This window comes from Paracoccus sanguinis (assembly GCF_012689545.1).
GTDB classification, from domain to species: Bacteria; Pseudomonadota; Alphaproteobacteria; order Rhodobacterales; family Rhodobacteraceae; genus Paracoccus; species Paracoccus panacisoli.
On sequence record NZ_CP051542.1, the window covers coordinates 1,448,436 to 1,475,247 of the forward strand.

The 26,812-nt window shown below is 70.6% G+C and carries 22 protein-coding genes and 1 pseudogene; 6 read left to right on the forward strand and 17 right to left on the reverse strand.

Annotated features, from left to right (window positions below):
- Nucleotides 1-51: 51 nt before the first annotated feature.
- From HGN31_RS06895 to HGN31_RS06925, 7 genes are all read right to left on the reverse strand, one after another.
- Nucleotides 52-1,269, reverse strand: a complete 1,218-nt coding sequence (locus HGN31_RS06895) for a phenylacetate--CoA ligase family protein (protein ID WP_168782747.1) — start codon at nt 1,267-1,269, stop codon at nt 52-54.
- A gap of 85 nt (nt 1,270-1,354) precedes the next feature.
- Nucleotides 1,355-2,212: an ABC transporter ATP-binding protein gene (locus HGN31_RS06900; protein ID WP_036700836.1), complete on the reverse strand. Its 858-nt coding sequence runs from the start codon at nt 2,210-2,212 to the stop codon at nt 1,355-1,357.
- 85 nt (nt 2,213-2,297) lie between these two features.
- Nucleotides 2,298-3,587, reverse strand: coding sequence for an ABC transporter substrate-binding protein (locus HGN31_RS06905; protein ID WP_168782748.1), 1,290 nt, complete (start codon nt 3,585-3,587; stop codon nt 2,298-2,300).
- Between the two features lie 61 nt (nt 3,588-3,648).
- A complete protein-coding gene (locus HGN31_RS06910) occupies nt 3,649-4,725 on the reverse strand; it encodes a branched-chain amino acid ABC transporter permease (RefSeq protein WP_036700793.1) in 1,077 nt (358 codons plus the stop codon).
- 121 nt (nt 4,726-4,846) lie between these two features.
- Nucleotides 4,847-5,830 (reverse strand): branched-chain amino acid ABC transporter permease, encoded by a 984-nt coding sequence (locus HGN31_RS06915; protein WP_156127451.1) that lies wholly within the window; start codon nt 5,828-5,830, stop codon nt 4,847-4,849.
- Between the two features lie 54 nt (nt 5,831-5,884).
- Nucleotides 5,885-6,718, reverse strand: a complete 834-nt coding sequence (locus HGN31_RS06920) for an ABC transporter ATP-binding protein (RefSeq protein ID WP_036732491.1) — start codon at nt 6,716-6,718, stop codon at nt 5,885-5,887.
- A gap of 38 nt (nt 6,719-6,756) precedes the next feature.
- Complete coding sequence (locus tag HGN31_RS06925; protein WP_052171683.1) at nt 6,757-8,751, reverse strand: AMP-binding protein; 1,995 nt, start codon at nt 8,749-8,751, stop codon at nt 6,757-6,759.
- A gap of 165 nt (nt 8,752-8,916) precedes the next feature.
- On the opposite strand from HGN31_RS06925, the gene HGN31_RS06930 reads away from it, so the two are divergent.
- Nucleotides 8,917-10,830, forward strand: a complete 1,914-nt coding sequence (locus HGN31_RS06930; protein ID WP_168782749.1) for a hybrid sensor histidine kinase/response regulator — start codon at nt 8,917-8,919, stop codon at nt 10,828-10,830.
- A complete protein-coding gene (locus HGN31_RS06935; RefSeq protein WP_036700790.1) occupies nt 10,827-11,537 on the forward strand; it encodes a response regulator transcription factor in 711 nt (236 codons plus the stop codon). Before HGN31_RS06930 ends, HGN31_RS06935 begins: the two co-directional genes overlap by 4 nt.
- Here the strand turns inward: HGN31_RS06935 and HGN31_RS06940 are convergent.
- From HGN31_RS06940 to HGN31_RS06950, 3 genes are all read right to left on the reverse strand, one after another.
- Entirely contained in the window at nt 11,534-13,717 is a 2,184-nt protein-coding gene (locus HGN31_RS06940; RefSeq protein WP_168782750.1) for a TRAP transporter permease, read from the reverse strand. The two genes, HGN31_RS06935 and HGN31_RS06940, sit on opposite strands and share 4 nt — an antisense overlap.
- Nucleotides 13,718-13,818: 101 nt before the next feature.
- Nucleotides 13,819-14,820 (reverse strand): TAXI family TRAP transporter solute-binding subunit, encoded by a 1,002-nt coding sequence (locus HGN31_RS06945; RefSeq protein WP_036700789.1) that lies wholly within the window; start codon nt 14,818-14,820, stop codon nt 13,819-13,821.
- A 103-nt stretch (nt 14,821-14,923) separates the two neighbouring features.
- Nucleotides 14,924-16,267 carry an RsmB/NOP family class I SAM-dependent RNA methyltransferase gene (locus HGN31_RS06950; protein WP_081969099.1) on the reverse strand — a complete coding sequence of 448 codons (1,344 nt, stop codon included), beginning with the start codon at nt 16,265-16,267 and terminating at the stop codon, nt 14,924-14,926.
- A 56-nt stretch (nt 16,268-16,323) separates the two neighbouring features.
- Between HGN31_RS06950 and HGN31_RS06955 the strand changes: the two genes are divergently transcribed.
- Nucleotides 16,324-16,509 carry a DUF1674 domain-containing protein gene (locus HGN31_RS06955; RefSeq protein ID WP_036700788.1) on the forward strand — a complete coding sequence of 62 codons (186 nt, stop codon included), beginning with the start codon at nt 16,324-16,326 and terminating at the stop codon, nt 16,507-16,509.
- Between the two features lie 73 nt (nt 16,510-16,582).
- On the opposite strand, the gene HGN31_RS06960 is transcribed toward HGN31_RS06955, so the two are convergent.
- Both HGN31_RS06960 and dapB read right to left on the reverse strand, forming a co-directional pair.
- Nucleotides 16,583-17,881, reverse strand: a complete 1,299-nt coding sequence (locus HGN31_RS06960) for a D-amino acid dehydrogenase (protein WP_036700785.1) — start codon at nt 17,879-17,881, stop codon at nt 16,583-16,585.
- Nucleotides 17,882-18,091: 210 nt separating this feature from the next.
- Nucleotides 18,092-18,928, reverse strand: a complete 837-nt coding sequence (dapB, locus tag HGN31_RS06965) for a 4-hydroxy-tetrahydrodipicolinate reductase (RefSeq protein WP_168782751.1) — start codon at nt 18,926-18,928, stop codon at nt 18,092-18,094.
- 64 nt (nt 18,929-18,992) lie between these two features.
- Between dapB and rbfA the strand changes: the two are divergent.
- The 3 genes and pseudogenes from rbfA to truB all read left to right on the forward strand — a co-directional run.
- A pseudogene (rbfA, locus tag HGN31_RS06970) lies at nt 18,993-19,415 on the forward strand (30S ribosome-binding factor RbfA); the annotation flags it as partial.
- A gap of 58 nt (nt 19,416-19,473) precedes the next feature.
- Entirely contained in the window at nt 19,474-20,232 is a 759-nt protein-coding gene (locus tag HGN31_RS06975) for a phosphodiester glycosidase family protein (protein WP_168782753.1), read from the forward strand.
- Nucleotides 20,232-21,128 (forward strand): tRNA pseudouridine(55) synthase TruB, encoded by an 897-nt coding sequence (gene truB / locus HGN31_RS06980; RefSeq protein WP_168782754.1) that lies wholly within the window; start codon nt 20,232-20,234, stop codon nt 21,126-21,128. Before HGN31_RS06975 ends, truB begins: the two co-directional genes overlap by 1 nt.
- Before the next feature lie 60 nt (nt 21,129-21,188).
- On the opposite strand, the gene HGN31_RS06985 is transcribed toward truB, so the two are convergent.
- The 5 genes from HGN31_RS06985 to HGN31_RS07005 all read right to left on the reverse strand — a co-directional run bounded on the left by HGN31_RS06985 (nt 21,189) and on the right by HGN31_RS07005 (nt 26,789).
- Nucleotides 21,189-22,505: an MFS transporter gene (locus tag HGN31_RS06985; protein WP_168782755.1), complete on the reverse strand. Its 1,317-nt coding sequence runs from the start codon at nt 22,503-22,505 to the stop codon at nt 21,189-21,191.
- An 82-nt stretch (nt 22,506-22,587) separates the two neighbouring features.
- Nucleotides 22,588-22,887 (reverse strand): HU family DNA-binding protein, encoded by a 300-nt coding sequence (locus HGN31_RS06990; RefSeq protein WP_036700771.1) that lies wholly within the window; start codon nt 22,885-22,887, stop codon nt 22,588-22,590.
- A gap of 228 nt (nt 22,888-23,115) precedes the next feature.
- Entirely contained in the window at nt 23,116-24,723 is a 1,608-nt protein-coding gene (locus tag HGN31_RS06995; protein ID WP_168782756.1) for a calcium-binding protein, read from the reverse strand.
- A gap of 93 nt (nt 24,724-24,816) precedes the next feature.
- Nucleotides 24,817-26,301, reverse strand: a complete 1,485-nt coding sequence (locus tag HGN31_RS07000) for an AMP nucleosidase (RefSeq protein WP_168782757.1) — start codon at nt 26,299-26,301, stop codon at nt 24,817-24,819.
- A gap of 101 nt (nt 26,302-26,402) precedes the next feature.
- Nucleotides 26,403-26,789 (reverse strand): MliC family protein, encoded by a 387-nt coding sequence (locus HGN31_RS07005; RefSeq protein ID WP_168782758.1) that lies wholly within the window; start codon nt 26,787-26,789, stop codon nt 26,403-26,405.
- Nucleotides 26,790-26,812: the final 23 nt, after the last annotated feature.

Genomic DNA, 26,812 nt, shown 5'->3' on the forward strand with positions numbered 1-26,812 from the left:
TCTGAAAGCCTGTCGTGCGCCCGGGCGCCGCGGCCTTCGGGGAACGCGGGTTCAGCCGTAGCTGCGGCGGTCGTCGATCACCTTGCCGTCGTTCGGCAGCGATCCCGGCGCAACCAGCTCAACCCGGCCCTTGAGCTTCAGCGTCTCGAGCACGGATGCCTCGTATATCGCCCGGTCCTGCCCAAGTGTCTCAAGTTGCACGACCATCACGTCCATTTCATCCTGCCGGTCGGCGATGACACGGGCGCGTGACACCTCGGGGTGGCGGGCGACGAGGCCCGCGACCTGCTCGGGGCGCACGAACATCCCCTTGATCTTGGCGGTCTGGTCGGCGCGGCCCATCCAGCCCTTGATCCGCATGTTGGTCCGCCCGCAGGGGCTTTCGCCCGGCAGCACGGCGCTGAGGTCGCCGGTGGCGAAGCGGATCAGCGGATAGTCGCGGTTGAGCGTGGTGACGACGACCTCGCCCACCTCGCCCTCGGGGACCGGGTCGCCGGTGCCGGGGCGCACGATCTCGACGATCACGCCCTCGTCGACGATCATGCCCTCCATCGCGGGGGATTCGTAGGCGATCAGCCCCAGGTCAGCGGTGGCATAGCATTGCAGCGTGGCGATGCCGCGCTCGGCATAGGCGGCGCGCAACGACGGGAACAGCGCACCGCCCGAGACGAGCGCCCGGGTCAGGCTCAGCGTCTCGCCCATCTCGTCGGCCTTCTCGAGGATGACCTTGAGGTAGTCGGGCGTCCCCGCATAGGCGGTGGTGCCGATGTCGGCGGCGGCGCGGACCTGAAGCTCGGTCTGCCCCGTCCCCGCCGGCAGCACCGCGGCGCCGACGGCGCGGCAGGCGCTTTCGAACATCATCCCCGCGGGGGTCAGGTGATAGCCGAAGCAGTTCTGCACGATGTCGGTCGAGCCGAGCCCCGCGGCATAGGCGAAGCGCCCGAGCCGCCACCAGTCGGCGTCGATCTGGCCCGGCTCGTAGATCGGGCCCGGGGATTGGAAGACGTGGTTGAACTCGTGCGGGTGGCGGGTCGTGAAGCCCCCGAACGGCGGCTTCTTCTTCTGCGCCTCAGAGAGTTCCGCCTTGCGGATCACCGGCAGCCGGGCGAGGTCCGCGCGGCTCTGCACCGCCTCGGGCTCGACGTCACGCAACAGCCGGGCGAGCGCCGGGGCGTTCTTGGCGTTGGCGATGGCGCGGCCCAGCGCCTCGGCCAGATCGGCCGCGCGGGCGTCGGCGCTTCGGGTTTCCAGCTCGTCGTAATAGGTCATGCGAAATCCCTCCGCGGGGCAGGCGTCAATGTCGTCAGGCAGGGCCGGGCGCAGGCGCGGCCGGGCAGGGTCAGGGGTGGGCGGCTCAGGCCAGCCAGCGCTTGCGGCGGCGATAGCTGCGCACGTCGCGGAACGACTTTCGGCCCTCGTCCGACATCCCGAGGTAGAATTCCTTGACGTCCGGGTTCTCGCGCAGGGCGGCCGCCTGCCCGTCCATCACCACCCGGCCGCTTTCGAGGATATAGCCGTAATGGGCATAGCGCAGGGCCACGTTGGTGTTCTGCTCGGCCAGAAGGAAGGTCACCCCCTCGCCCTCGTTCACCGCCTTGACGATCTGGAAAATCTGCTCGACGAGCTGCGGGGCAAGGCCCATCGACGGCTCGTCCAGCAGGATCGTCTCGGGCCGGCTCATCAGCGCGCGGCCCATCGCCACCATCTGCTGCTCGCCGCCCGAGGTGTAGCCGGCCTGGCTGCGGCGGCGTTCCTTGAGGCGGGGGAAATAGTTGTAGACCATCTCGAGGTCGCGCTTCACCGCCGCCGCCCCGTCGGTGCGGGTATAGGCGCCGGTCATCAGGTTCTCCTCGACGGTCAGGTGCTCGAAGCAGTGCCGCCCTTCCATCACCTGGATCACGCCCTTCTTGACCAGCGCGGCCGGGTTCAGCGTGGTGATGTTCTCGCCGCGATAGGTGATCGCGCCCTTGGTGACCTCGCCGCGTTCCGAGTGCAGCAGGTTCGACACCGCCTTGAGCGTCGTCGTCTTGCCCGCCCCGTTGCCGCCCAGAAGCGCGGTGATCGAGCCTTTCGGCACGCTCAGGCTCACGCCTTTGAGCACGAGGATGACGTGGTTGTAGATCACCTCGATGTTGTTGACCTCGAGCAGCGTCTCGACCGGCGCAGGCGCGGGCTCGGCCGTGGTCGGGTGCGGGGTCGCGGTGTCAAGCATCGTCATCGCTCCTTCGAGGGCGCGGGAAGGGGGTTCGGTGCCCCGGCGGCGAAGGCCCGCCGCCGGGATCGTCGTCACGCGCGCGTCAGTTGCAGCGCATCGTGATGTTGTTTTCCTTGGCGAACGCCTCGGAGTCGGCGGTGATCAGCGGCTCGATCACCTCGTTGTCCGGCTCGGTGAACTCGGTGATGAGGTTCCACTTGCCGGCTGCGGCGTCCCACTGCTGCACCCGGGCCATGCCCGAGCCGCCGTGGTTCTCGCACGACATCTTCACCTCGGGGCCGAAGTCCGGCAGCCCCAGCTCGGTCATGCGGGCGGGCGAGATGTCCAGCGCCTCGAACCCGTCGCGCAGCTGCGCGGGGGTGATGGTGGGCGTGCCGGCCAGCTCCTGCGCCTTCTTGATCGCCTCGGCGATCACGACGGCCGCATACATCCCGCGCGAATAGAGCACGGTGCCCGCGTTGGCGCCGCCCTGCGAGGCCTTGCCGGGGTCCATGACGTATTTCTGCAGGTCGGCGTAGATCGGGTAGTCCTTGCCCGCGCCGTGGAAGGTCAGCGCCTTGTAGCCGTTCGCGCCGGCCCCCGCCGGGGTCACGTCAACCTCGGAGCCCGACCACCAGATGCCGACGATCTGGTCCATCGGATAGCGGACGTTCGCGGCCTCTTGGATCGCGGCCTGGTTCATCACGCCCCAGCCGTAGATGATGACGTTGTCGGGCTTGTCGCGGCGGATCTGCAGCCACTGGGACTTCTGTTCCTGCCCGGCGGCGGGATCGACCGGCACCTCGATCAGCTCGAACTTGTGCTTCTTGGCCAGCTCCTGCAGCGTGCGGATCGGCTCTTTGCCATAGGCCGAGTTGTGGTAGAGCAGCGCGACCTTCTTGCCCTCGAGGCTGCCGCCGTGCACGTCGAGCAGGTGCTTGACGATGATCGAGGCGCCGTCCCAGTAGTTCGCGGGGGCGTTGAACACCCACTCGAACACCTTGCCGTTCTGGGCCGAGGTGCGGCCGTAGCCGGGGGTGTAGAGCGGGATCTTGTCGGCGGTCGCCTTGGGGATCAGCTGATAGGTGATGCCGGTCGAGAGCGGGTTATAGACCAGTGCACCCTGGCCCTTGGTCGACTCGTAGCACTCGACGCCCTTCTCGGTGTTGTAGGCGGTCTCGCACTCGGGGACGACGATCTTCTGGCCGCCGATGCCGCCGTCGCGCTCGTTCAGCAGGGTGAAGTAGTCGTTGAAGCCGTCGGCGTACTGGGTGCCGTTCGCGGCATAGGGGCCGGTGCGGTAGCTCAGGTTCGGCACCACGAGGTCGGCGAGCGCCGGGGCGGCGGTGGCCATGACCGCCGCGGCGACCAGCGAAGCGAAGCGAAGTTTCATCAGTTTCCTCCCAGGGGGTGATTTGGGGTGCCGGGTTGGCCCCCGGTCTTGGTGGTAGAACTCAGTGCGGGAACGGCCAGAGCCGCAGCTTCTCCTTGGTCAGGCGCCAGAGCTGGGCGAGGCCGTGCGGCTCGACGATCAGGAAGAACACGATCAGCCCGCCGACGATCATCAGCTCGATGTGGGCGGCCAGGTCGGTGGGCCAGCCGAGCGAGCCCACGAGGACGTTCTTGAGGAACACCGGCAGCAGGACGAGGAACGCCGCCCCCGCGAAGCTGCCGAAGATCGAGCCGAGGCCGCCGATGATGACCATGAAGAGCACCAGGAACGACTTGTTGATGCCGAAGGCCTCGCCCGCTTCGGCGGCGCCCAGGTAGACGGCGAAGAACAGCGCGCCCGCAATGCCGACGAAGAACGAGCTGACGGCGAAGGCGCTGATCTTGGCGGTCAGCGGGTTCACCCCGATGATCTCGGCCGCGATGTCCATGTCGCGGATCGCCATCCACTTCCGCCCCGCGGTGCCGCGCGTGAGGTTGCGGGCAATCCAGGCCACCAGCACCACGAAGACGAGGCAGACGAGATACTTGGCCGAGGCGGTCGTCTGCGGCCCGGTGATGAAATGGCCGAGGAAGGTGCGCTCGGGCACGGTGATCTGTCCCGAGGCCGAGTAGTTGTAGAACCACGGCACCTTGTTGAAGAGCCAGACGAGGAAGAACTGCGCCGCGAGCGTGGCGACCGCGAGGTAGAACCCCTTGATCCTGAGGCTCGGCAGGCCGAACAGCACGCCCACCGCCGCGGTGATCCCGCCCGCCAGCACGATGTGGATCAGGATCGAGATCTCGGGGAACGAGGTCGCCAGCTTGTAGGTGGCATAGGCCCCCACCGCCATGAACCCCCCGGTGCCGAGCGAGACCTGCCCTGCGTAGCCCACGAGGATGTTCAGCCCCAGCGCCGCGATAGCGTAGATCAGGAACGGCACCAGCACCGAGTTGGCCCAGTAGTCGGTGATGACGAAGGGCACCACCAGGAAGGCGATGGCGAGGACGATCCAGTAGCCCCAGCGGTCGAGCTTGAGCGGAAAGGTCTGGCTGTCGTCGCGGTAGCTGGTCTTGAAGTCGCCGGCCTCACGGTAAAGCATCAGGCGGTCCTTTCTGCGCGGTCGAACCGGGGGTTTTCCACCCCCGGACCCCCGGAGGATATTTCAACAAGAGAGAACGAGCTGGGCAGGCCTGCGCCGCAGGTGAGGGGGTGCGTCATCCTCACACCCGCTCGATGATCTTCTCGCCGAACAGGCCCTGCGGCCGGAACACGAGGAACAGAAGCGCGAGGACATAGGCGAACCAGGCCTCGGTGGCGCCGCCGACCAGAGGGCCGACGAAGTATTCGAAGAGCTTCTCGCCCACCCCGATGATCAGCCCGCCGACGATGGCGCCGGGGATCGAGGTGAAGCCGCCCAGCATCAGCACCGGCAGCGCCTTGAGCGCGATGAGCGACAGCGAGAACTGCACCCCCGACTTGGTGCCCCACATGATCCCCGCGACCAGCGCCACGAAGCCCGCGATCGACCACACCATGACCCAGATGAAGCGCAGCGAGATGCCCACCGACAGCGCCGCCTGGTGGTCGTCGGCGACCGCCCGCATGGCGCGGCCCTGCTTGGTGTATTGCGAGAACGCCACCAGCGCCGCGACCAGAAGCGCCGCGATGATCGCCGCCCAGATGTCCAGCCGGTCGATGAAGAAACCGTAGCCGGTCAGGCTCTCGGTCCAGCTCTCCATCGTCTCGGACAGGCCCTGCGGCAGCCCCACGTCCAGCGTCTTGACGTTGGCGCCCCACATGATGTCGCCCAGCCCCTCAAGGAAATAGGCAAGCCCGATGGTGGCCATGAAGAGGATGATCGGCTCTTGCCCCACGAGGTGCTTGAGCACGAGGCTTTCGATCAGGATCGCGAGCCCCACCATGACCAGCGCGGTCAGGAGGATCGCCAGCAGCGAGGGCACGGTCCAGCCGAACCCTTCGAGATGCGCGCCGGTCGTGGCGTTGATCAGATGGGCGAACGGCACCTGTCCGTTCTGGATCCCCACCAGCGTCATCGCCGCGAAGAGCGCGAGCACCCCCTGCGCATAGTTGAACACCCCCGAGGCCTTGTAGATCAGCACGAAGCCGAGCGCGACGAGCGCATACATGACCCCGGCCATGAGGCCGTTCACGACCACCTCGGATGCGTAGAGAAGCTGGTCCATCAGCGGGCCTCCAAGGTCAGGTTGATCAAGCCGGCAACCGGCGTCGGGCACGCGTCAGTCATGGGAGACCCCCAGATAGGCGTCGATCACGTCCTGGTTGTTGCGCACCTCGTCGGGCGTGCCGTCGCCGATCTTCTTGCCGTAATCCATCACCACCACCCGGTCGCTCAGGTCCATGACGACGCCCATGTCGTGCTCGATCAGCGCGATGGTGGTGCCGAACTCGTCGTTCACGTCGAGGATGAAGCGGCTCATGTCCTCCTTCTCCTCGACGTTCATGCCGGCCATCGGCTCGTCGAGCATCAGAAGCTTCGGCTCGGCCGCGAGCGCGCGGGCCAGCTCGACCCGCTTCTTGAGGCCGTAGGGCAGCCGCCCCACCGGCGTCTTGCGGATGTTCTGGATCTCGAGGAAGTCGATGATCTTCTCGACCTTCTCGCGGTGCCAGGTCTCTTCGCGCTCGGCCTTGCCCCACCAGACGGCCTGCGACAGCAGGCTCGCGTCCATCATCGTGAGGCGGCCGGTCATGATGTTGTCCAGCACCGACATCCCGTCGAACAGCGCGATGTTCTGGAAGGTCCGCGCCAGCCCCTGTCGGGCGACCTGATAGGGCCGCATCGGCGGGCGCTTGGCGCCGCGGAACCAGACCTCGCCCTCCTGCGGGACGTAGAAGCCCGACATGACGTTCATCATCGAAGACTTGCCGGCCCCGTTCGGGCCGATGATGGCGCGGATCTCGCCCTCGCGGATGTCGAAGCTGATGTCCTTGATCGCCACCACCCCGCCGAAGCGCAGGGTGATGTGGCGCATGTCCATCAGCACCGGGCCGATCTTGCGGCCGTCCGGGGTGACGTAGCCCTCGTCGGTCGCGGCGCCGGCGGGGGGCTGCATGACGTTCATGGAATGCAGGATGGTGTCGGCAACGGGGCTCATTCGGCGGCAACCTTCTGCTGGGCATGGGCGGTCGGGAACACCCGCGCATCCTCGATCCGCACCGTGGCCCTCAGCTTGCCCTTGCGGCCGTCCTCATAGGTCACCTCGGTCTCGGTATAGACGCTGCCCGACCCGTCATAGAGCGCCGCGATCAGGTCGGCGTACTTGTCCGAGATCACCCCGCGCTTGACCTTGCGGGTCCGTGTCATCTCGCCGTCGTCGGCGTCCAGTTCCTTGTGCAGCACGAGGAAGCGGTGGACCTGGCAGCCCGACAGCATCGGGTCCTGCGCCACCGAGGCGTTCACCTCTTCGACGTGCTTCTTGATCGTCGCATAGACCTGCGGGTGACCGGCGAGCTCCTGATACGACGCATAGGCCACGTTGTTGCGCTCGGCCCAGTTGCCGACCGCGGTCAGGTCGATGTTGATGAACGCGGTGCAGTAGTCCTTGCCGTTCCCCAGCACCACCGCTTCCAGGATGTTGGGATAGAACTTGAGCTTGTTCTCGACATACTTGGGCGCGAACAGCGACCCGTCGGCCATCTTGCCCACGTCCTTGGCCCGGTCGATGATCCGCAGATGCCCGCTGCCGGGCTCGAAGAAGCCCGCGTCGCCGGTCGCCACCCAGCCCTCGGCATCCTTGGTCGAGGCGGTGCTTTCGGGGTTGTTGAAATACTCGACGAAGGTGCCGGGCGAGCGATAGAACACCTCGCCGTTCTCGCCGATCCTCACCTCGACGCCGGGCGAGGGCACGCCCACCGTGTCGGCCCGCACCTGACCGTCGGGCTGCTGGGTGATGAACACCGTCGCCTCGGTCTGGCCGTAGAGCTGCTTCAGGTTGATCCCGAGCGAGCGGTAGAAGTCGAAGATCTCGGGCCCGATCGCCTCGCCCGCGGTATAGCCCACGCGGATGCGCGAATAGCCAAGCGTGTTCTTGAGCGGGCCGAACACCAGAAGATTGCCAAGGCCGTAGCGCAGCCGGTCGATGGCGCCGACCGGGCGGCCGTCGGTCAGCGCGGTGCCGACCCGGCGGGCGAGCGTCATGTAGTGGTCAAAGAGCCATTTCTTGAACCGCCCGGCGTCCTCCATGCGGATCATGACGTTCGTGAGCTGGCCCTCGAACACCCGCGGCGGGGCGAAGAAATAGGTGGGCCCGATCTCGCGCAGGTCGGTCATCATCGTGTGCGCGCCCTCGGGGCAGTTCACGCAGAACCCCGTCCAGTAGGCCTGCCCGACCGAGAAGATGAAGTCGCCCACCCAGGCCATCGGCAGATAGGCCAAAACCTCGTCGGTGGGCTTGAGCTTGTCGAACTCGGACGAGGCGCGGGCGGTCTCGATCACGTTGCGGTTCGACAGCACCACGCCCTTGGGCTTGCCGGTGGTGCCCGAGGTGTACAGCATCACGCAGGTCGAGTCGTAATCCAGCTCGGCCATCCGGGCCTCGAGCTCGCCCGACAGGCGCTGTTCGGCGGCGCGGCCCTCGGCCTGCACGTCCGACAGCCAGTTCATACGGGAATGGTCGTATTTCCGCATCCCGCGCTTGTCGGTGTAGAGGATCTGGTCGACCGTGTGGTCGGTCTCTTCGGCCTCAATGACCTTGTCCACCTGCTCCTGGTCGCCGCAGACCACGAAGCGCGAGCGCGAGTGCCCGAGCACATAGGCCATCTCGGACGCGACCGCGTCCTGGTAGAGCGGCACCGGGATCGCGCCGCACATCTGCGCCGCCACCATCGCCCAGTAATGCGCCGGCCGGTTGCGGCCGATGATCGCCACATGATCGCCCCGCTCGAGCCCCAGCGCCAGGAACCCCAGCGCCAGCGCCCGGATCTCGGCCTGCGCCTCGGCCCAGGTCCAGCTCTGCCAGATCCCGAATTCTTTCTCGCGGTAAGCCGGACGGCCGCCCATCTGGGCCGCATTCCGCGCCAGCAGCGCCGGAATCGACCGCAGACCCGCAGCCGGCGTCGAATCGGGCCCGGAAGCGGGCCGTGTCATGGCGTTCATCTGTCCCCCTCTGGCGGCTTTGGGCCGCGGCACCGGGCTCTCCTCAACCCTGTGCCGGCTGCAAACCTGCCGGCCGATCCTTGCCCGAGTTTTGCCTGAATCCAACGAATTGTTTCACGCTTCCGCGCGGCCACGGGGGATGCTAGCCAGTCTGGCATGGTCTCGCACGACAGCCGCGCCGAACTGACCCAATCGGGGCTGAACCTGATCCAGCAGGCGATCTCGATCTTCGACGCCGACCTGCGGCTGGCGGTGTCGAACCGCGCCTATCAGCAGATGTTCGACCTGCCCGACGCGCTGACCGCCCCCGGCACCAGCTTCGAGGCGACCATCGCCTATCTCGTCGAGCGCGGCGAATACGGCCCCCAGCCCGACGCGCAGGCCGCCGTGCGCCTGCGGGTCGAGCAGGCGCGCACCTTCCAGCCCCATTACATCGAGCGCGCCCGCCCCAACGGCCGGATCATCGCCGTCGAGGGCGCGCCGCTGAGCCAGGGCGGCTGGGTCGCGGTCTACACCGACATCACCGAGATCAAGTCGCAAGAGGCGCTGCTGCGCGCCCGCTCGGAAGAGCTCTCGACCCAGGTGCTCGACCACGCCGAGCATCTCTCGGCCACCAACCGCCAGCTCGCCGCGACCATCTCGGCCCTCGAAGAGGCCAAGCGCGTGCTGACCGAGACCGAATCGCACACCCGGCAGGTGGTCGAGATGGTCCCGGCCCACATCGCCCACATCGACCGCGCGCACCGCTACACCTTCTCGAACAACCAGCTCGGCGCGGTGTTTCCCGGCGCGCCCGCGCGGATCGTCGGGCGCACCGGGTCCGAGGTGCTGGGCGAGACGTTCGAGCGCATCCGCCCGCACGTCGATGCCGCGCTCGCCGGCCAGCCGCAGGTGTTCGAGACCACCCACGACCCCACCGGCCGGCGCATCCGCATCGCGCTGACGCCCGACCGCGACGGGCGCGGGGCCTATGTGCTCTCGACCGACGTCACCGCCGAGGTGCAGGCGCGCGAGGCGCTGGCCCACGCCGGGCGGCGCAGCCTTGCCGCGCAGATGACCTCGGGGCTGGCGCATGATTTCGGCAATCTGCTGACCATCATCCTCGGGCTGCAGGGCCGCCTCGCCAAGGCGCCGCTGCCGCGCGACGCGGCCGAGGACGTGGCTGCCACCCTCGCCGCCGCGCACCGCGGCGCCGCGCTTCTTCAGCGCATCGCGGGGATGGTGACGGGCGCCGCGCCCTCGCCGCGCCCGGTGGACCTGCCGGCGCTGATGGCGGAACTGGCACGGCTGGCGCGCCCCTCGCTGGGCGAGGGGGTAACGCTCGACCTCGACGTGGCGGTGGCGGGGGGTGAGCTGCTGCTCGACCCCGACGCGGTGCAGGATTCGCTGTTGAACCTGATCCTGAACGCCCGCGATGCGATGGCCCAAGGGGGGGGCGGCCGGATCACGCTGGCCGCGCGCGAGGTGGCGGGCTGGCTCGACCTGACCGTGGCCGACACCGGCCCGGGGTTCTCGCCCGAGGCGCTGGCCCGCGGGGCCGAGCCGTTCTTCACCACCAAGGGCGGCGGGCGCGCGGGGTCGGGGCTCGGGCTCTCGATGGTCTACGACCACGCCAAGCGCGCCGGCGGGACGCTGCACCTGGCCAACAGCGCCACCGGCGGGCTCGTGCGCCTGCGCCTGCCCCTGCGCCGCATCGCCCCGCAACTGGTGCTGCTGGTCGAGGACGACCCCGACCTGCGCACCGGCTTCCGCGAGATGCTGACCGGCATGGGCCACGCGGTGCTCGAGGCGGGCTCGCTTGCCGAGGCGCAGGCGCTGGGCGACATCGCCGGGCTGACCGCGGTGCTGTCGGACCTGCAACTCGGCGACGGCTCGGGGGCGGCGCTGGCGGGCCTCGGCCTGCCCTTGGTGCTGATGACCGCGCTGCCCGCCGGGCATCCGGCGCGCGAAGGGCTGGCGGCGCCGACGCTGACCAAGCCCTTCTCGTCCGCCGATCTCGGCGCCGCACTCGGGGCCGCGCTGGCCGCCGCGCCCCCCCTCTCACCCCAAGCCGACGGACCGACCGCATGACCGACGCGCCGCTGATCGCCATCCTCGACGACGAGCCGGACATCCGCCGGCTTCTGGCTGCGGCGCTCGAGGACGCGGGGTTCCGCACCGCCGGCTTCGCCCGCGCCACCGAGTTCGAGGCCGCCCTCAGGCGCATGACCCCCGACGCCTGCCTCATCGACCTCGGCCTGCCGGACCGCGACGGGCTGGCGCTGGTGCATCGGCTGGCGACCGAATCCGGCGCCGCGATCATCATCATCTCGGGGCGCGCGCAGGTCCAGGACCGGGTGACGGGGCTGGAACTCGGCGCCGACGACTATGTGACCAAGCCTTTCGACCCGGCCGAGGTCGTGGCCCGCATCCGCGCCCGCCTGCGCCGCCCGGCGCGCGAGGCCGCCACCCGCGGCGCCCAGACCGCCCGCTTCGCGGGGTGGAGCGCGGATTTCGACCGCTATCTCCTCCGCGCGCCCGACGGGGCCGAGACCCCGCTTTCGCACGCCGAGGCCGAGATGCTGCGGATGTTCCTCGACAGCCCCCGCCGCCTCATCAGCCGGGCGCAGATGCTCGAAAGCCTCGGCGGCTCGGCGGGCGACAGCTTCGACCGGGCGATGGACGTGCGGATCTCGCGCCTCAGGACCAAACTCGGCGAGGATCCGAAGAACCCGCGCCTGATCAAGACGATCTACGGCGCGGGCTACATCTTCCTGAGCGAGGTCGCCTGGGGCTAGGCGGCCGCCCCCGGTGCGCCGCGCCGTCCGGCCATCAGCTGCAGCACCGCGATCGGAACCAGGATCAGCAGCCCCACCGCCGTCGCCCCCCAGTCGGGCGCCACCAGCAGGATCGCGGCAAAGCCGAGCGCCAGACGCTCGAGCATGTTGAGCGAGGCGAACAGCCAGCCGGTGATCGCCGCCGACAGCGCGAAGATCCCCATCACCGCCCCGCCGAAGGCCAGCGCGAAGTTCGTCCAGGTGAAGTCCTGCGTGACCAGCAGCAGCGCCGGCTGGAAGACGAAGACGAACGGCACCAGCGCCTTGCCCATCGACAGCCGGAACGCGGTGTTGCCGGCCTTGAAGGCATTGGCCCCCGCGATCCCCGCCCCCGCATAGGCCGCCATCGCCACGGGTGGCGTCACGTCGGCCAGCACCCCGTAGTAGAAGACGAAGAAATGGGCGACGATCGGCTCGACCTGCAAGAGGCCGAGCACCGGGGCGGCCACGGCGACCATGATGATATAGTTCGCCGTGGTGGGGATGCCGCAGCCCATCAGGATGCAGACGATCCCGGTCAGGATCAGGGTGAAGAGCAGCGTCAGCGTGTCGACGCCCATCAGCTCGAACGGCAGCACCGCGAGCCAGCCCGACACCGACTGCGCCCAGCCGGCGGCGATCGAGGTCACCATGTAGGCGATCTTGAACCCCACCCCGGTCAGCGTGACGACGCCGATCACCACGCCCACCAGCGCCGCCGCGGCCGTCACCGACAGCGACTGGCGGGCGCCGAGCGCAAACCCCTCGAACAGTCCGTGGGCCGAGGCGCGCAGCCCCTCGGTCAGCCCGCGGGCGGTGATGTCCTGGATCAGCATCACCACGATGCAGGCGGTGATCGACCAGAAGGCCGCGGCGAACGGCGTCCGCCCCGACAGCAGCACCGCGATCAGGATGATCAGCGGCAGCACCGACAGCCAGCCCGCCTTGAGCACCCGCCATGCGTTCGGCAGCTCGTCGCGGTGCAGCCCGCGCAGGCCCAGCCGCTTCGCCTCGAGGTGGACCTGCACCAGCACCCCGAAGAAATGCATGAATGCCGGCACCAGCGCGGCGGTCAGGATCGTGGTCAGCGGCAGGCCGAGATACTCGATCATCAGGAACGCGACCGCGCCCATGACCGGCGGCGTGATCTGCCCGCCGGTCGAGGCCGCGGCCTCGACCGCGGCGGCGAAGTGGCGGGGATAGCCGATGCGGATCATCGCCGGGATGGTCAGCGCCCCTGTAGTCACCGTGTTGGCGATGGACGACCCCGAGATCGAGCCGAGCAGCGCCGAGCTGAGCACCGAGACCTTGGCCGGCCCGCCCGCATAGCGCCCGGCGAGCGCCGACGCGACGTCGATGAAGAGCTGCCCCAGCCCGATCCGCGTCGCCATGACGCCGAACAGGACGAAGTGGAACACATAGGTGGCGATCACCCCCAGCGCGGTGCCGTAGATGCCCTGGCTGGTGAGATACAGGTGGTTGACGATGTTGGCCCAGCTTGCGCCGGGGTGGACCAGGATGCCGGGCATCGACTGGCCGTAATAGGCATAGGCCATGAACAGGATGGCGATCACCGGCAACGGCCAGCCCATCGAGCGGCGCACCGCCTCGAGCAGGACGATGATCAGCACCGTGCCCATCACGATGTCGGTGGTGTTCGGGTTGCCGACCCGGAAGGCCAACTCGGCATAGATCCACGGCACGTAAAGCGCCGTGACCGCGCCCGCGATCCCCATCAGCCAGTCGGTCACCGGCACGCCGAGGAACGACAGCGGCCCGGTCGCTGGCTCCTGTCGCCCGGATGCCGAGAACGCCATGAAGATCAGGAACAGCGTCACCGCCATGTGCAGCCCGCGGTGGACCGTCGCCTGCGGGATGCCGAACCCGGCGGTGTAATAGTGATAGCAGCTGAGCAGGAACAGGATGCCGCCGGCGAGGATGGCGACCGGCTTCAGCCAGACCCGGAACCGCAGCTCGGGGTCGAACTTCTCCTCGATGGCCTGCAACTCGTCGGCGCTGAGCAGGTCGGGCTCGTCGTAATGCGCGGGGCGCTGGCCCGGCGGATGATCCGACAGCCGCCCGCCCGGCGTCGCGCCGGGTGCGGCATCGGCGGGGCGCTGGCCCTGGATGAGGGGGTCGCGGTCAGTCTCGCGGTTGGTCATGGGCACTGTCCCCTGTGCGGCCGGCGGCGTGTCGTTGTTCTTTGCGCCGGCGGGTGGCGGGGCCGCGCGGTCTGCCCGCACGGCCCCCGGTCATGATGGGCTTACTTCAGCAGCCCGGCTTCCTTGTAGAACCGCTCGGCGCCCGGGTGCAGCGGGATGCCCAGACCGTCGAGCGCGTGCTCCTTGGTGATCATCTTGCCCTTGGCGTGGCCCGCATCCAGCTGCTTGCGGGTGTTGTCGTTCCACAGCGCCTTGGTGATGTTGTAGATCAGCTCTTCGGGCTGGTCGGCCGAGGTCACCCACTGCGCGCCCACCGCGATGGTGGCCACGTCGGCGTCGTTGCCGTCATAGGTGCCGGCCGGGACGGTGTCCTTGGCGAAGAACTTGCTCTCCAGCACCTTGTCGGCCACCGCGCCGTCGATCGGCACCAGCTTCACCTTGTGCTGGCTGGCCAGCTCGGCGATCGCGCCGGCCGGATAGCCGCCGACGAAGAAGAACGCGTCCATCGCGTTGTCCTTCATCCGGTCGGCGGCCTGGTCGGGCTTGAGATACTCGGGCCGGATGTCGGCCTCGGACAGCCCCGCCGCCTGCAGGATCAGCTGCGCATCGACCAGCGTGCCCGAGCCCGGCTCGTCCAGCGAGACGCGCTTGCCCTTGAGGTCCGCGACCGAGTTGATCCCCGACCCTTCCGAGGCGACCAGGTGGATCGACTCGGGGTAGAGGTTGGCGATGGCGCGCAGCTTCTCGGCCTTGGGCTTGCCCTCCCAGATGCCGGTGCCGGTGTAGGCCCAGGCGGCCACGTCACCCTGCGCGAAGCCGGATTCGAGCGTCCCGCCCATGATCGCGTTGACGTTGGCGACCGAGCCGTTCGCGGCTAGCGCCGAGGCGACCAGCCCCGGCACCCCGCACGAGCCGCCGTCCTCGCAGGCGCGCGAGCCGGGGGGCGCCGAGATGGCGTTCGCCAGCAGACCGCCGATCGGGTAATAGGTGCCCGCCGTGCCGCCGGTGCCGATGCGGAAGAACGCCATGTCCTGCGCCGCGGCCATGCCACCCATGGCGACCATCGCTGCGGTGGCCAGTCCCAGAATCCGTCGTGTGAACATCGTTCTTCCTTTCGCCGTGTGTCGCGGAATGTGTTCCGGGTTGTGCCCCGGATGGGTGGCAGTCTGCACCGCGAGGCCCGGCACCGCAAACCTGAATGCGGCCTCAGCCCGGCAGCCGCAACCGCACGGCGAAGAAACCGTCCAGCCCGCCGCGCGCGGACCAGTGATGGGGCAGGGTCCGCAGCGCGCCGTCGGGGGTGATCCATTCGGCCTCGACGCCGGGCACAGCCGGCGGTTCGACGACCAGCCCCGGATGGCGGGCCAGCGCCGCCGCGAGCTGCGCCTCGCCCTCGGCCGGGTGGACCGAGCAGACCGCATAGACCAGCCGCCCGCCGGGGCGGATCAGCCCCAGCGCGTGGTCGATCAGCGCCGCCTGCAAGCGCACCAGCTCGGGGATCATCGCCCCGTCGCGGATCAGCGGCAGTTCGGGATGGCGCCGGATCGTCCCGGTGGCCGAGCACGGCGCGTCGAGCAGCACCGCATCGAGCGGCGCCTCGGGCCGCCACGCCAGCGCATCCGCCGCGACCAGCTTGGCATTCAGCCCGGTGCGGGCGAGGTTCTCGTCCACCCGCGCAAGCCGCGCCTCGGACAGGTCGACCGCCGTCACCTCGGCCCCGGCGGCGGCAAGCTGCATCGTCTTGCCACCCGGCGCGGCGCAGAGATCGGCGATCCGCTCGCCGGGCTGCGGGTCGAGCATCCGCGCCGGCAGCGCGGCGGCGGCATCCTGCACCCACCAGTCGCCGGCCGCGTAGCCCGGCAGCGCCGACACCTGCGCCCCCGGCTCAAGCCGGTGACTGCCGGTCGGCAGCGCCGCGCCGGGCAGCGCCGCCCCCGGCTTGCCGGTCAGGTCGAGCGGCGGCAGCGCCTCGTGCGCGGCCTCGATGGCCGCGGCCACCGCCTCGCCCCAGCGCGCCCGCACCGGGCTGCGCAGCCACGCGGGCAGCCGCGTCGCGGGGGCGGCGTCCCAGTCCGCCTGCGCCTCGGCGGCGCGGCGCAGCACGGCGTTGACCATCCCCGCCGCCGCCGCGCCCTTGGGGCCGAGCGCGCGCACCTGCTCGACCGCGGCGTTCACCGCCCCGTGCGGCGCCTCGCCCAAGCCCAGCATCTCGGTGATGGCGAGCGCCAGCGCGTCGCCGATCTCAGGCGCGGGCGTCCGGCACAGCAGCGGCGCCAGCACCGCCTCGGCCCGGCCGCGGGCACGCAGGGTGGCCGCGGCCAGCCGCTGCGCCCGGGCCCGTTCGCCCGGCGGCAAGCCGTCCAGCAGCGCCGCGCCCTCGCCCAGCGTCGCCCCGCCCCGCACCGCGGCCAGCAGCGCCAGCGCCCCGGCGCGGGCATCCGCCGGCCCGGCCTCGCGCCGCCCCGGCCGCTGGCCCGGCCGCTGGCCCTGACGCCGCCCGTCCTGCCCGCGCTGCCGTTCGCCCCGCGGCCTGTCCTTGTTCTTGTCCATCGCGTCCCCGGCGCTTAGCTGAGGGTCAGCGTTACGCAATCAGCCGGGGATGCGCCATGAGTGATGAGACTCTGCCGAAACCGGACCTCCCGCCCGCCGCCCAGCGCGCGCTGGCCGAGGCCGAGGCCCGCCGCAAGGCGGCCGCGCCGCTCGACCTGCCGCCGGAACTCGGCGGCCGCGACGGGCCCGAGCCGGTGCGCTTCGGCGATTACGAGCGCAAGGGCATCGCCGTCGACTTCTGAGCCGGCCCGCCGGTCTCTTTCTGGAAAAATACCCGCGAGGTCCGGGGCGGCCGCCCCGGTCCATCGCCGCCCTTCAGGCCGCCTGCGGGTGCAGCGCCGGCGCCGTCGCCCGCCGGCCGCGCCCGTAGCGCGCCACCGACAGGTCGTCCGAGCGGATCGCCGGGGTCCGGCCGCTCATCAGGTCGGCCAGCACCCGGGCCGAGCCCGCCGCCATCGTCCAGCCCAGCGTCCCGTGCCCGGTGTTCACCCACAGGTTCCCGGTCGCCGTGGCGCCGATGATCGGCGTCCCATCCGGCGTCATCGGCCGCAGGCCGGTCCAGAACGTCGCCCGCTCCAGATCGCCCGCGCCGCCAAAAAGCTCGCCCACGGACTTGGCGAGCGTCGCCCGCCGCCGCGGCGACAGGGTGAGGTCGAACCCCGCCAGCTCGGCCAACCCGCCCACGCGGATGCGGTCGCCCAGCCGGGTGATCGCCACCTTGTAGGTCTCGTCCATCACCGTCGAGACGGGCGCCCGCGCCTCGTCCACGATCGGCAGCGTCAGCGAGTAGCCCTTGACCGGATGCACCGGCAGTTTGATCCCGAACGGCGCCACCAGCGCCGGCGAGTGCGACCCCAGCGCCACCACGAACGCATCCGCCTCGAACCGCCCGGCCGAGGTCAGCGCCGCGGTGATCCGGCCCCGCGTCCCCTCGAGCCCGTGGATGGTGGTGCCGTAGTGGAACACCACCCCCGCCTCGGCCGCCAGCGCCGCGAGGGCTTGCGTGAAGATGTGGCAGTCGCCGGTCTCGTCGCCCGGCAGCCGCAGCCCGCCGACGAGGCGCTCGCGCGCCCCCGCCAGCCCCGGCTCGGCGGCGATGCAGCCCGCCACGTCGAGCTCTTCATAGGCCACGCCGTCGGCCTTGAGCACCTTGATGTCCTTCTGCACCGCCACGAGCTGCTCGGGCTTGCGGAACACCTGCAGCGTGCCCTGCGTACGCTCGTCGTAGCGGATGCCGGTTTCCTCGCGCAGCGCCTGCAGCCGGTCGCGCGAATATTCGGCGACCCGCATCATCCGGGACTTGTTCACGGCATAGGCGTCCGAGGTGCAGTTCCCCAGCATCTTCGCCATCCAGCCCGCCCGCACCGGGTCGGCCGAGGCGTGCAGCACCAGCGGCGCGTGGCGCTGGAACATCCAGCGCAGCGCCTTCTGCGGGATCCCGGGGGCGGCCCAGGGGGTCGAGTAGCCGGGCGAGATCTCGCCGGCGTTGGCGAACGAGGTTTCCATCGCCGCGGCCGGCTGGCGGTCCACGACCGTGACCTCGTGCCCGGCCCGGGACAGTTCCCACGCCGAGGTGACGCCGATCACACCCGCTCCCAGCACGACGATCTTCATGGCCCCGCCCCCTTGCGATGATTGCCCGGCAAGGATCGGCGAAAGCCGCGGCAAGGTGCTGCCGAAGTTGTGCGTGTTTGTCGCAGGCGCGCGAAGAAACGCGCGTTTCAGGCACCTTGCGCCGCGGATTGTTGCTCCATTCAGCCAATGCGCCGGCAATCAGCCCGCCAGCGCCCGCCCGCGCGCAACATCCTGCCGAATCGGCGGCGGCTACAGCCCCAGCACGTCGGCCATGTCGTATTCGCCCGGCCCCTTGTCCTGCCCCCAGAGCGCCGCGCGCAGCGCCCCGCGGGCGAAGATCGCCCGGTCGGTGGCAAGGTGGCGCAGCACCACCCGCTCGCCATCGGCAGCGAAGATCACGTCGTGCTCGCCCACCACGTCGCCGCCGCGGATGGCCGAGAACCCGATGCTGCCCGCCGCCCGCGCGCCGGTCACGCCCTCGCGCGCCGGGGTCCGCACGGCGTCCAGCGTCACGCCCCGCCCCTCGGCCGCCGCCTCGCCCAGCATCAGCGCGGTCCCCGACGGCGCATCGACCTTCATGCGATGATGCGCCTCGACGATCTCGATGTCCCAGTCGGTTCCCAGCGCCGCCGCCACCCGCCGCGTCAGCCCGACAAGCAGGTTGACGCCCAGGCTCATGTTCCCCGCCCGGATGATCGGCGCATGGCGCGCCGCCGCCGCGATGGCGCGCAGGTCGTCGGCCGAGAGCCCGGTCGTCCCGATCACATGGACCGCCCGCGCCTGCGCGGTCAGCTCGGCAAACCCCACCGTCGCCGCGGGGCTGGTGAAGTCGATCACCGCCTGCGCCCGCGCGATCGTGGCGATCGGATCGTCGCTGACGGTCACCCCCAGGTCCGCCCCGCCCAGCGCCGCGCCGAGGTCGCGCCCCACCCAGTCGTGCCCCGGCCGCTCGAGCGCGCCGACCAGCCGGCAGGCGTCCGACGCCAGCACCTCGCGCACCAGCATCCGGCCCATCCGGCCGGAAACGCCGGTGATGACGATGCCGGGCTTCTGGGGGCCGGGGGTCTGGGTGCCGGGGGTGTCCATGCGCGCGCTCCGTCCTGATTTCCCCGATGCCTATCCCGTTGCGAGCCGCCCCGCGACCCCCTAGATGGGGCGCATGGCTTCCAATCGCTTCCATCACGGGTCCGGCCCGTCCCAGCGCCAGCTGCGCGTCGGCGAACTGATCCGGCGCACGCTGTCGGACGTGCTCATGCGCGGCGACGTGCACGACCCCGAGCTGAACCGCCGCTCGATCACCGTGGGCGAGGTCAAGGCCTCGCCCGACCTCAAGGTCGCCACGGTCTATGTCATGCCGCTGGGCGGCCATGATGCCGAAGAGGCGCTGGCCGCGCTGCGCCGCAACACCCGCGAGCTGCGCCACCACGTCGCCCGCGAGATGACGCTGAAATACGCCCCCGACCTGCGCTTCATCCTCGACGAGACATTCGACCGCATGGACGACACCCGCCGGATGTTCGCCGACGAGCGCGTCCGCCGCGACATCGAGGCGGACGACGAGGCCGAGGCCGAGGACTGGGACGAAGGCGCCGACCTTGCCCGCGAGACCGGCGACGACACGCCCCGCGACGATGAGCCTCGCTGACCTCAAGCGGCGGCTCGGGCTGGCGGTCGGCGCGCTCGTCGCCATGACCCTGCCCGCGGTCGCCGACCTCTGCGAGCGGCGGGCGTTCGAGGGGACGGGCTACGCCGTCTGCACCGTCACCGGCGACCGGCAGGACCGGCTGCGGCTCTGGCTCGACGACGACAGCGGCAAGACGCTGGGCGACTTCACCGCCGTCCGCCGCACGCTCGGGTCCGGCGAGGTGCTGGGCTTCGCCATGAACGCGGGGATGTTTCACCCCGACTATGCGCCGGTCGGCCTCTACCGCTCGGGCGGGGTCGAGCGCGGGCAACTGGTCACCGCGGGCGGCGGCGGCAACTTCGGGATGCGCCCGAACGGGGTCTTCTGCGTCGGCGCCAAGGCCCCCTTCCAGGTGATCGAAAGCCGCCGCTTCGCCAAGGCGAACCCCGCCTGCCGGCTGGCGACCCAGTCCGGGCCGATGCTGGTGATCGACGGCGCGCTGCACCCGCGCTTCGACGCCACCTCGACCAGCCGCTACATCCGCAACGGGGTCGGCGTCTCGCGCGACATGAAGACGGCGTGGTTCGTCATCTCGGACCGGGCGGTGACCTTCCACGAATTCGCCCGGTTCTTCCGCGACGAACTCGGGGCGCGCAACGCGCTCTATTTCGACGGCTCGATCAGCCGCCTCTATGCGCCGGCGCTGAACCGCGCCGACTGGGGCCGGACGATGGGCCCGATCATCGGCTATGTGGAGCAGCCCTGATGGCACGCAAGAAGGGCCGCGACATCTCGGGCTGGCTGCTCGTGGACAAGCCCGCGGGCGTCGGCTCGACCGACGTCGTGGGCCGGGTGCGCTGGGCGCTGGACGCGAAGAAGGCCGGGCACGCCGGCACGCTCGACCCCGATGCGACGGGGTTGCTGGCGGTGGCGCTGGGCGAGGCGACGAAGACCGTCCCCTACCTCGCCGAGGCGCTCAAGGCCTATGATTTCACGGTGACCTGGGGCGCCGAGACCAGCACCGACGATGCCGCGGGCACGGTGACCCGCACCGCCGACACCCGCCCCTCGGCCGCTGCGATCGAGGCCGCGCTGCCCGCCTTCCGCGGCGAGATCCTGCAGGTCCCCCCCGCCGTCTCGGCCGTGCGGGTCGAGGGCGCGCGCGCCTACGACCTCGCCCGCGCGGGCGAGACGGTGGAGCTTGCCCCCCGCCCGCTCTGGGTCGAGGACCTCTCCCTGACCGAAGCCCACGCGGACGGCGCCGATCTGCACATGGTCTGCGGCAAGGGCGGCTATGTCCGCAGCATCGCCCGCGACTTGGGAAGGACGCTCGGCTGCCTCGGCCATGTCGCCACGCTGCGCCGGGTCTGGTCGGGGCCGTTCGATGTGGCCGACGCGATCCCCCTCGACCGCGTGGACCGCGCCAACCAGGCGGACCTCGAGGCCGCGCTCAAGCCCATCGAGGCCGCGCTCGACCTGCCCGAGATGCGCGCCACCGATCAGGGGGCGGTGCGGCTCGGCCACGGCAACCCCGGCCAGGTGCTGGGCCACGCCGAATACGGCACCGAGGTCTGGGTCAGCCACGCCGGCCGCGCCATCGCCATCGGCCGCTATCTCGGCGGCGAGGTCCACCCCAGCCGGGTGTTCGTCCCCGCCGCCTGAAAGCTGGGGTTCTGGACCGGAAAGACGCGGTCTTTCCGGCTCAGATCCCCGCGCGACCGCTCACGCGATCGAGGCGTCGCGCGTCTCGCGCCCGATCATCAACGAGGCGATCGCCGCCAGCGCCAGCAGCGCCGCAAACAGCCCGATCATCGCGTTGAAGTCGCGCGTGGCGAGCGCCGCCATGACCGAGGGCGCGGCGAGGCCCCCCAGCCGCGCCACCGCCCCCGCCGTGCCCATGCCGGTCGCGCGCAGCGTCGTCGGGTAAAGCTCGGGCGTCAGCGCATAGAGCGCGCCCCAGGTGCCGAGCAGAGCAAAGCTCATCAGCAGCAGCGCCGCGCCCACCATCGTCCCCGACCCGGCGGTGACGAAGAGCAGACACCCCGCCGCCGACAGCATCAGGAACACCCTGAGCGTCGTCTTGCGGCCCAGCGTCTCGACCCCCCAGGCGGCGAGCGCGTAGCCCGGCAGCTGCGCGAGCGCCAGCCAGACGAGGAAGCTGTAGCCCTTGACGAAGCCGAAGCCTCCGGCGGCGAGCTTGCCCGGCGTCCAGACGAAGACCCCGTAGTAGCTGAGCGAGACGAGGAACCACACCGCCAGCACGGCGACCGTGGTGCGCGCCAGCGCCGGGGCGAAGATGCCCCCCTGCGGGGTCGGCGCGGTCGGCGGGATCACCAGCCGCTCGGCCTCGGCCAGCGGCGCGGTGCCGTTCACCCGGCGGATGCGGTTGACGATGGCGCGCGCCTCGGGCTCGCGGTCGCGGCGCAGCAGGAACATGGGCGATTCCGGCACCCAGAGCCGCAGGAAGATGCCCAGGCAGGCCGGCAGCGCCGCGACGAGGTAGATCAGCTTCCACGGCGCCGCGATCCCGGCGCTCGCCGCCCACCACGCGGTCAGCGCCACGACCAGCGTGCCGACCGCCCAGAACCCCTCGAGCCAGACGAGCCAGCGGCCGCGGTTCTTCGGCGGCAGGAACTCGGCCATCATGGCGTAGTCGACCGGCAGCGTGCCGCCCACCGCGGCGCCGGTCAGGAAGCGCAGCGCCAGCAGCCAGCCGAAGCTCGGCGCGAAGATCGAGGCGATGCCGAACACCGCATCCGCCGTCACCGTCGCCAGCAGCACGTTGCGCCGCCCGATCCGGTCGGCCAGCCGCCCGAACAGGAAGGCGCCGACGAACATCCCCAGGAAGAACAGGGTGCCGGTCTGCAGCGCGACCTTCATCTCGACGCCGAAATGCTTGGCGATCGAGGGCGCCGCAAAGCCGACCGCGATCACCTGCATCGCGTCGGCGGCCCACACGAGGCCGAAAATTCCCATCAGCCGAAGCTGAAAGCGTCCCGCGCCGGCCTCGGCCAGCGCATCGTCAACGGTCCGGGTCATGCCGGCAGTCCCTTTCGCAGATCGAGAAAGGGGGCCGCGATGCCAGCGACCCCCTTTCGAACCTTGCAGCCGTCACGCCCGATCAGGCGTTGACGCTGTCCTTCAGCGCCTTGGCGATGGTGATCTTGACCACCTTGTCGGCCGGCTTGGTCATCATTTCCTGGGTCTGCGGGTTGCGGACCTGGCGCTCGGGGCGGGCGCGCACGCCGACCTTGCCGATCCCCGGCAGGGTCAGGGCGCCGCCTTCGGCGACGGTGCGGCTGACGACCGCCGAAATCGCGTCCAGAGCAGCCGTCGCGGATTTCTTGTCGCTGCCCATCTCATCGGCCAGTGCAGCCACGAGTTGCGTCTTGGTCATCGGCTTCGCCGGGGCTTTCGCCATGGCCTGTCTCCTCGTCTGTCGGTTTTCCGTGCCAGTCGCGCTGGCAATGCGACTGCTACAGCCGGTTTCACCCTGCATTTCAAGCCCTTTTGATGTCGCAATCGGGCACGGGCGCGGGATACGGCAAAAAAGAGCCGGGGGACGGACACCCGAGAGGCCCCGCAGGCAGGGGCGGGATCGCGCCGCCGCCCCCATCCCCCGGTCGCGACCGTTGCGGCCCCGGCCGTCTCAGACGAACGCGATGTCGGCGGCCGAGATCAGCGCGTGATCCACGCCGCTGAGCAGCACCCGCAGGCCGAGGCAGACGACCACCGCGTCCGGGCCCTGGTCGATGACCTGAAACGCCGCCGGCCCGGGGCCGGGCGCGTCGAAGACCAGCCGGTCCAGCCCGTCCTCGAAATCCGCGACCCGGTCGGCGCCGTCGCCCGGCAGGAAGACGAAGCGGTCCGCCCCCGCGCCGCCGGCCAGCACGTCGTTGCCGGTCCCGCCCGCCAGCCAGTCGGCGCCCTCGTTGCCGAACAGCCGGTCGAGCCCCGCCTCGCCCGACAGCGTGTCGTCGCCGCCGGCGCCCACCAGCACGTCGCTGCCCGCGCCCGCGACCAGCACGTTCGCCACGGCCGAGCCGGTGAGCCCGTCGTTCCCCGCCCCGGTGACGAGGTTCTCGATGCTGCTCAGCCGGTCCACGCCCTCGCCGGTCTGCTGGGCCGCGACCGCCGACAGCACCACTGCGACGTTCGCGCCCGAGCCATAGACGGCCCAGTCGCGGCCCGCGCCGCCCAGCAGCACATCGTTCCCGGCCCCGCCGTCCAGCCGGTCGTCGCCGGCGTTCCCGACCAGCTCGTCGGCCCCGGCGAGCCCGCGCAGCAGGTCGTGGCCCAGCCCGCCGTCCAGCCGGTTGGCCGCCGCGCTGCCGGTCAGGCTGTCGTGACCCGCGCCGCTCGTCGCATCCTCGATCCCGACCAGCGCGTCCGGCCCCTCGCCCCCGCTGGCCGCGCCTGCCCCGAGGTCCGCCGTCACCGCCCCCGCGCCGGTCCAGAGCACCCGGTCGCGCCCCGCCCCGCCGTCCAGCCGGTCCGCCCCGGCCCCGCCGACCAGCAGGTCGTCGCCCGTCCCGCCGATCAGCGTATCGGCCCCCGCCGCGCCCCAGAGCGTGTCCGCACCCGCGCCGCCCTCGATCCGGTTGGCCACCGCGCTGCCGCTCAGCCGGTCGCCGGCGGTCCCGCCGATCAGGTTCTCGACCCCCGAGACCCGGCCGCCCTCGACGTTCTGCGCCCCGGTCAGCCCGAGGTTCAGCGTCACCGCCCCGGTGATCCCGGCATAGCTCAGCGTGTCGATGCCGTCGTCGCCCTCGATCCAGTCGCCCGACACCGCCGCATCGGCCAGAAACAGGTCGTTGCCCGAATCCCCGTCGATGGTGTCGTTGCCCGCGCCGCCCTCGAGCGTGTCGTGGCCTGCCCCGCCCCAGATCCGGTCGTTGTCGGCAAAGCCGTTCAGCCAGTCGGCGCCTTGGCTGCCGTGGATCGTGTCCTGATACTCGAGCGCGTCGATGAAGAACCGGGCATAGTCGAACCCCGTCAACACCGAGGGATAGGCCACGTTCAGCCCTTCCATCCACAGTGCGCGCACCCCGTCCCGCTCGTGCAGCACGGCCGAGACGGTGCCGGTCCAGTCGGGGTAATGCCACTCATCGTTGAAGCTGCCCGAAAAAATCGTCGCCGCGCCGCCGTCCTGATGGATCATCGCCGTCTCGGACGGCGCCGTCAGCGTCGTCGCCAGAATCTGGTCGAGGTGGCCGGCCGAGAAATCGCCGGGGAGGTAGAGCTGCAGAGTCGCCATGTCACGTTCCCTTCCGCCCGTCCGTTCGGGGAACGCATCATACCAGAAATCAACGCCCTGGCGGCGCTGACCCGTTGTCGCGGGGGGGCCGCGCTACAGGAACGCCGTCTCGTCGAAGGACCGCAGCTTGCGCGAGTGGATGCGCTCGAGCGGCATCTCGCGCAGCTTCTCCATCGCCCGGATGCCGATCAGCAGATGGCTCGCGACCTGGGTGCGATAGAAGTCGGTGGCCATCCCCGGCAGCTTCAGCTCGCCATGCAGCGGCCGGTCCGAGACGCAGAGCAGCGTGCCGTAGGGCACCCGGAAGCGGAAGCCGTTGGCGGCGATGGTGGCGCTTTCCATGTCCAGCGCCACGGCGCGCGACTGCGACAGGCGCTGCACCGGGCCGGACTGGTCGCGCAGCTCCCAGTTGCGGTTGTCGATGGTGGCGACGGTGCCGGTGCGCATGATCCGCTTGAGCTCGAATCCCTCGAGCCGGGTGATCTCGGCCACCGCCTCTTCCAGCGCCACCTGCACCTCGGCCAGGGCCGGGATCGGCACCCACACCGGCAGGTCGTCGTCCAGCACGTGATCCTCGCGCAGATAGGCGTGGGCCAGCACATAGTCGCCCAGCCGCTGGCTGTTGCGCAGCCCCGCGCAATGGCCGACCATCAGCCAGGCGTGCGGGCGCAGCACGGCGATGTGGTCGGTGGCGGTCTTGGCGTTCGACGGGCCGACGCCGATGTTGACCAGCGTGATCCCCTGCCCGTCCGGGCGCTTGAGGTGATAGGCCGGCATCTGCGGCGTCTTGGTGCCGGTCACCAGCACATCCTCGGGCCGTTCGAGCACCTGGTCCCCCGGCGCCACGAAGGCCGAGTAGCCCGAGGCCGGATCGGCCAGCGCGCGGCGGGCGAAGGCCTCGAACTCGTCGACGTAGAACTGGTAGTTGGTGAAGAGCACGAAGGTCTGGAAATGCTCGGGCGCGGTCGCGGTGTAATGCGACAGCCGCGCCAGCGAGTAATCCACCCGCTGCGCGGTGAAGGGCGCAAGGTGCCGCGTCCCGTCCGCGCCCGGCTGGGCGATGCCGTTCACGATGTCGTCGTTCATCGTGTCGAGGTCGGGGACATCGAACACATCGCGCAGCGAGAAGGTCAGCACCCCCTCTTGCGGGACGTTCAGGTCGGTCTGCGCGGCGACGGCGAAATGCACCGGGATCGGCGTGTCGCTGTCGCCCACCGCGACCGGCACCTGGTGGTTGCGGATCAGCAGGCCGATCTGCTGGATCAGATAGTCGCGGAACAGGTCCGGCCGGGTGATCGTCGCCACATAGCTGCCCGGCAGCGCGACATGACCGAAGGACAGGCGCGAGTCGCCCAGCGAGTGGCTGGCCGTGGTCAGCCGCAGCTCGGGGTAATAGGCGCGGTACCGCGCCTCGGGCGTGGCCCCGCCGATGCTGTCCACGAAGCGGTCCTTGAGCCAGCCGGTCGCGCGGGCGTAAAGCTCGGTCAGCCGGTCCACGGCCGCGACCGGGTCGTCGAAATAGGTGCGCTCCACCGGCTCGGGGGTTTCGACCGGCAGCAGGCGGGTGGTCTGGGACATCGGGCGGCTCCTCTGGCGCGGCCAGACTGCCCGCGCCGCCTGACGGTGGCAAGACGCGGGGGGCAAGACGCGGGGGGCGGGGCAGGTGAACCCGTCGCCCGTCAGTCGGCTTCGCAGGTCCCGAGGATCGTCGCCGGGTTGTCGTCGGCGCCGTAGAAGAACGTCCCCGCGCGGGACTTGGCGTGCAGCGCATAGGGCCGCTCGGCATCGACCGAGCGGAAGCGCAGTCCCGACCCCGAGGCGACCTGCTTCATGGCGATCTGCTGCCCGTCGATCTGGACCACGGCAAAGCCCTCGGCCCCCGGCAGGTTCACATAGGTGACGGGCACCACCGCCCCGCGCTCGCAGCGGAACGTGACCTGCGAGGTGAACGCGCCGTCCTCGGGCCGGTTCGAGGGCGTCTCGGCCAGACCCGGCGCCGCCAGCAGCGGGGCGGCGAGCAGCGGCAGGGCGAGCAGCGCGGCAACGCGCAGGGGCAGACGGGTCATGGGCGGTTTCTCCTTCTGGGGGT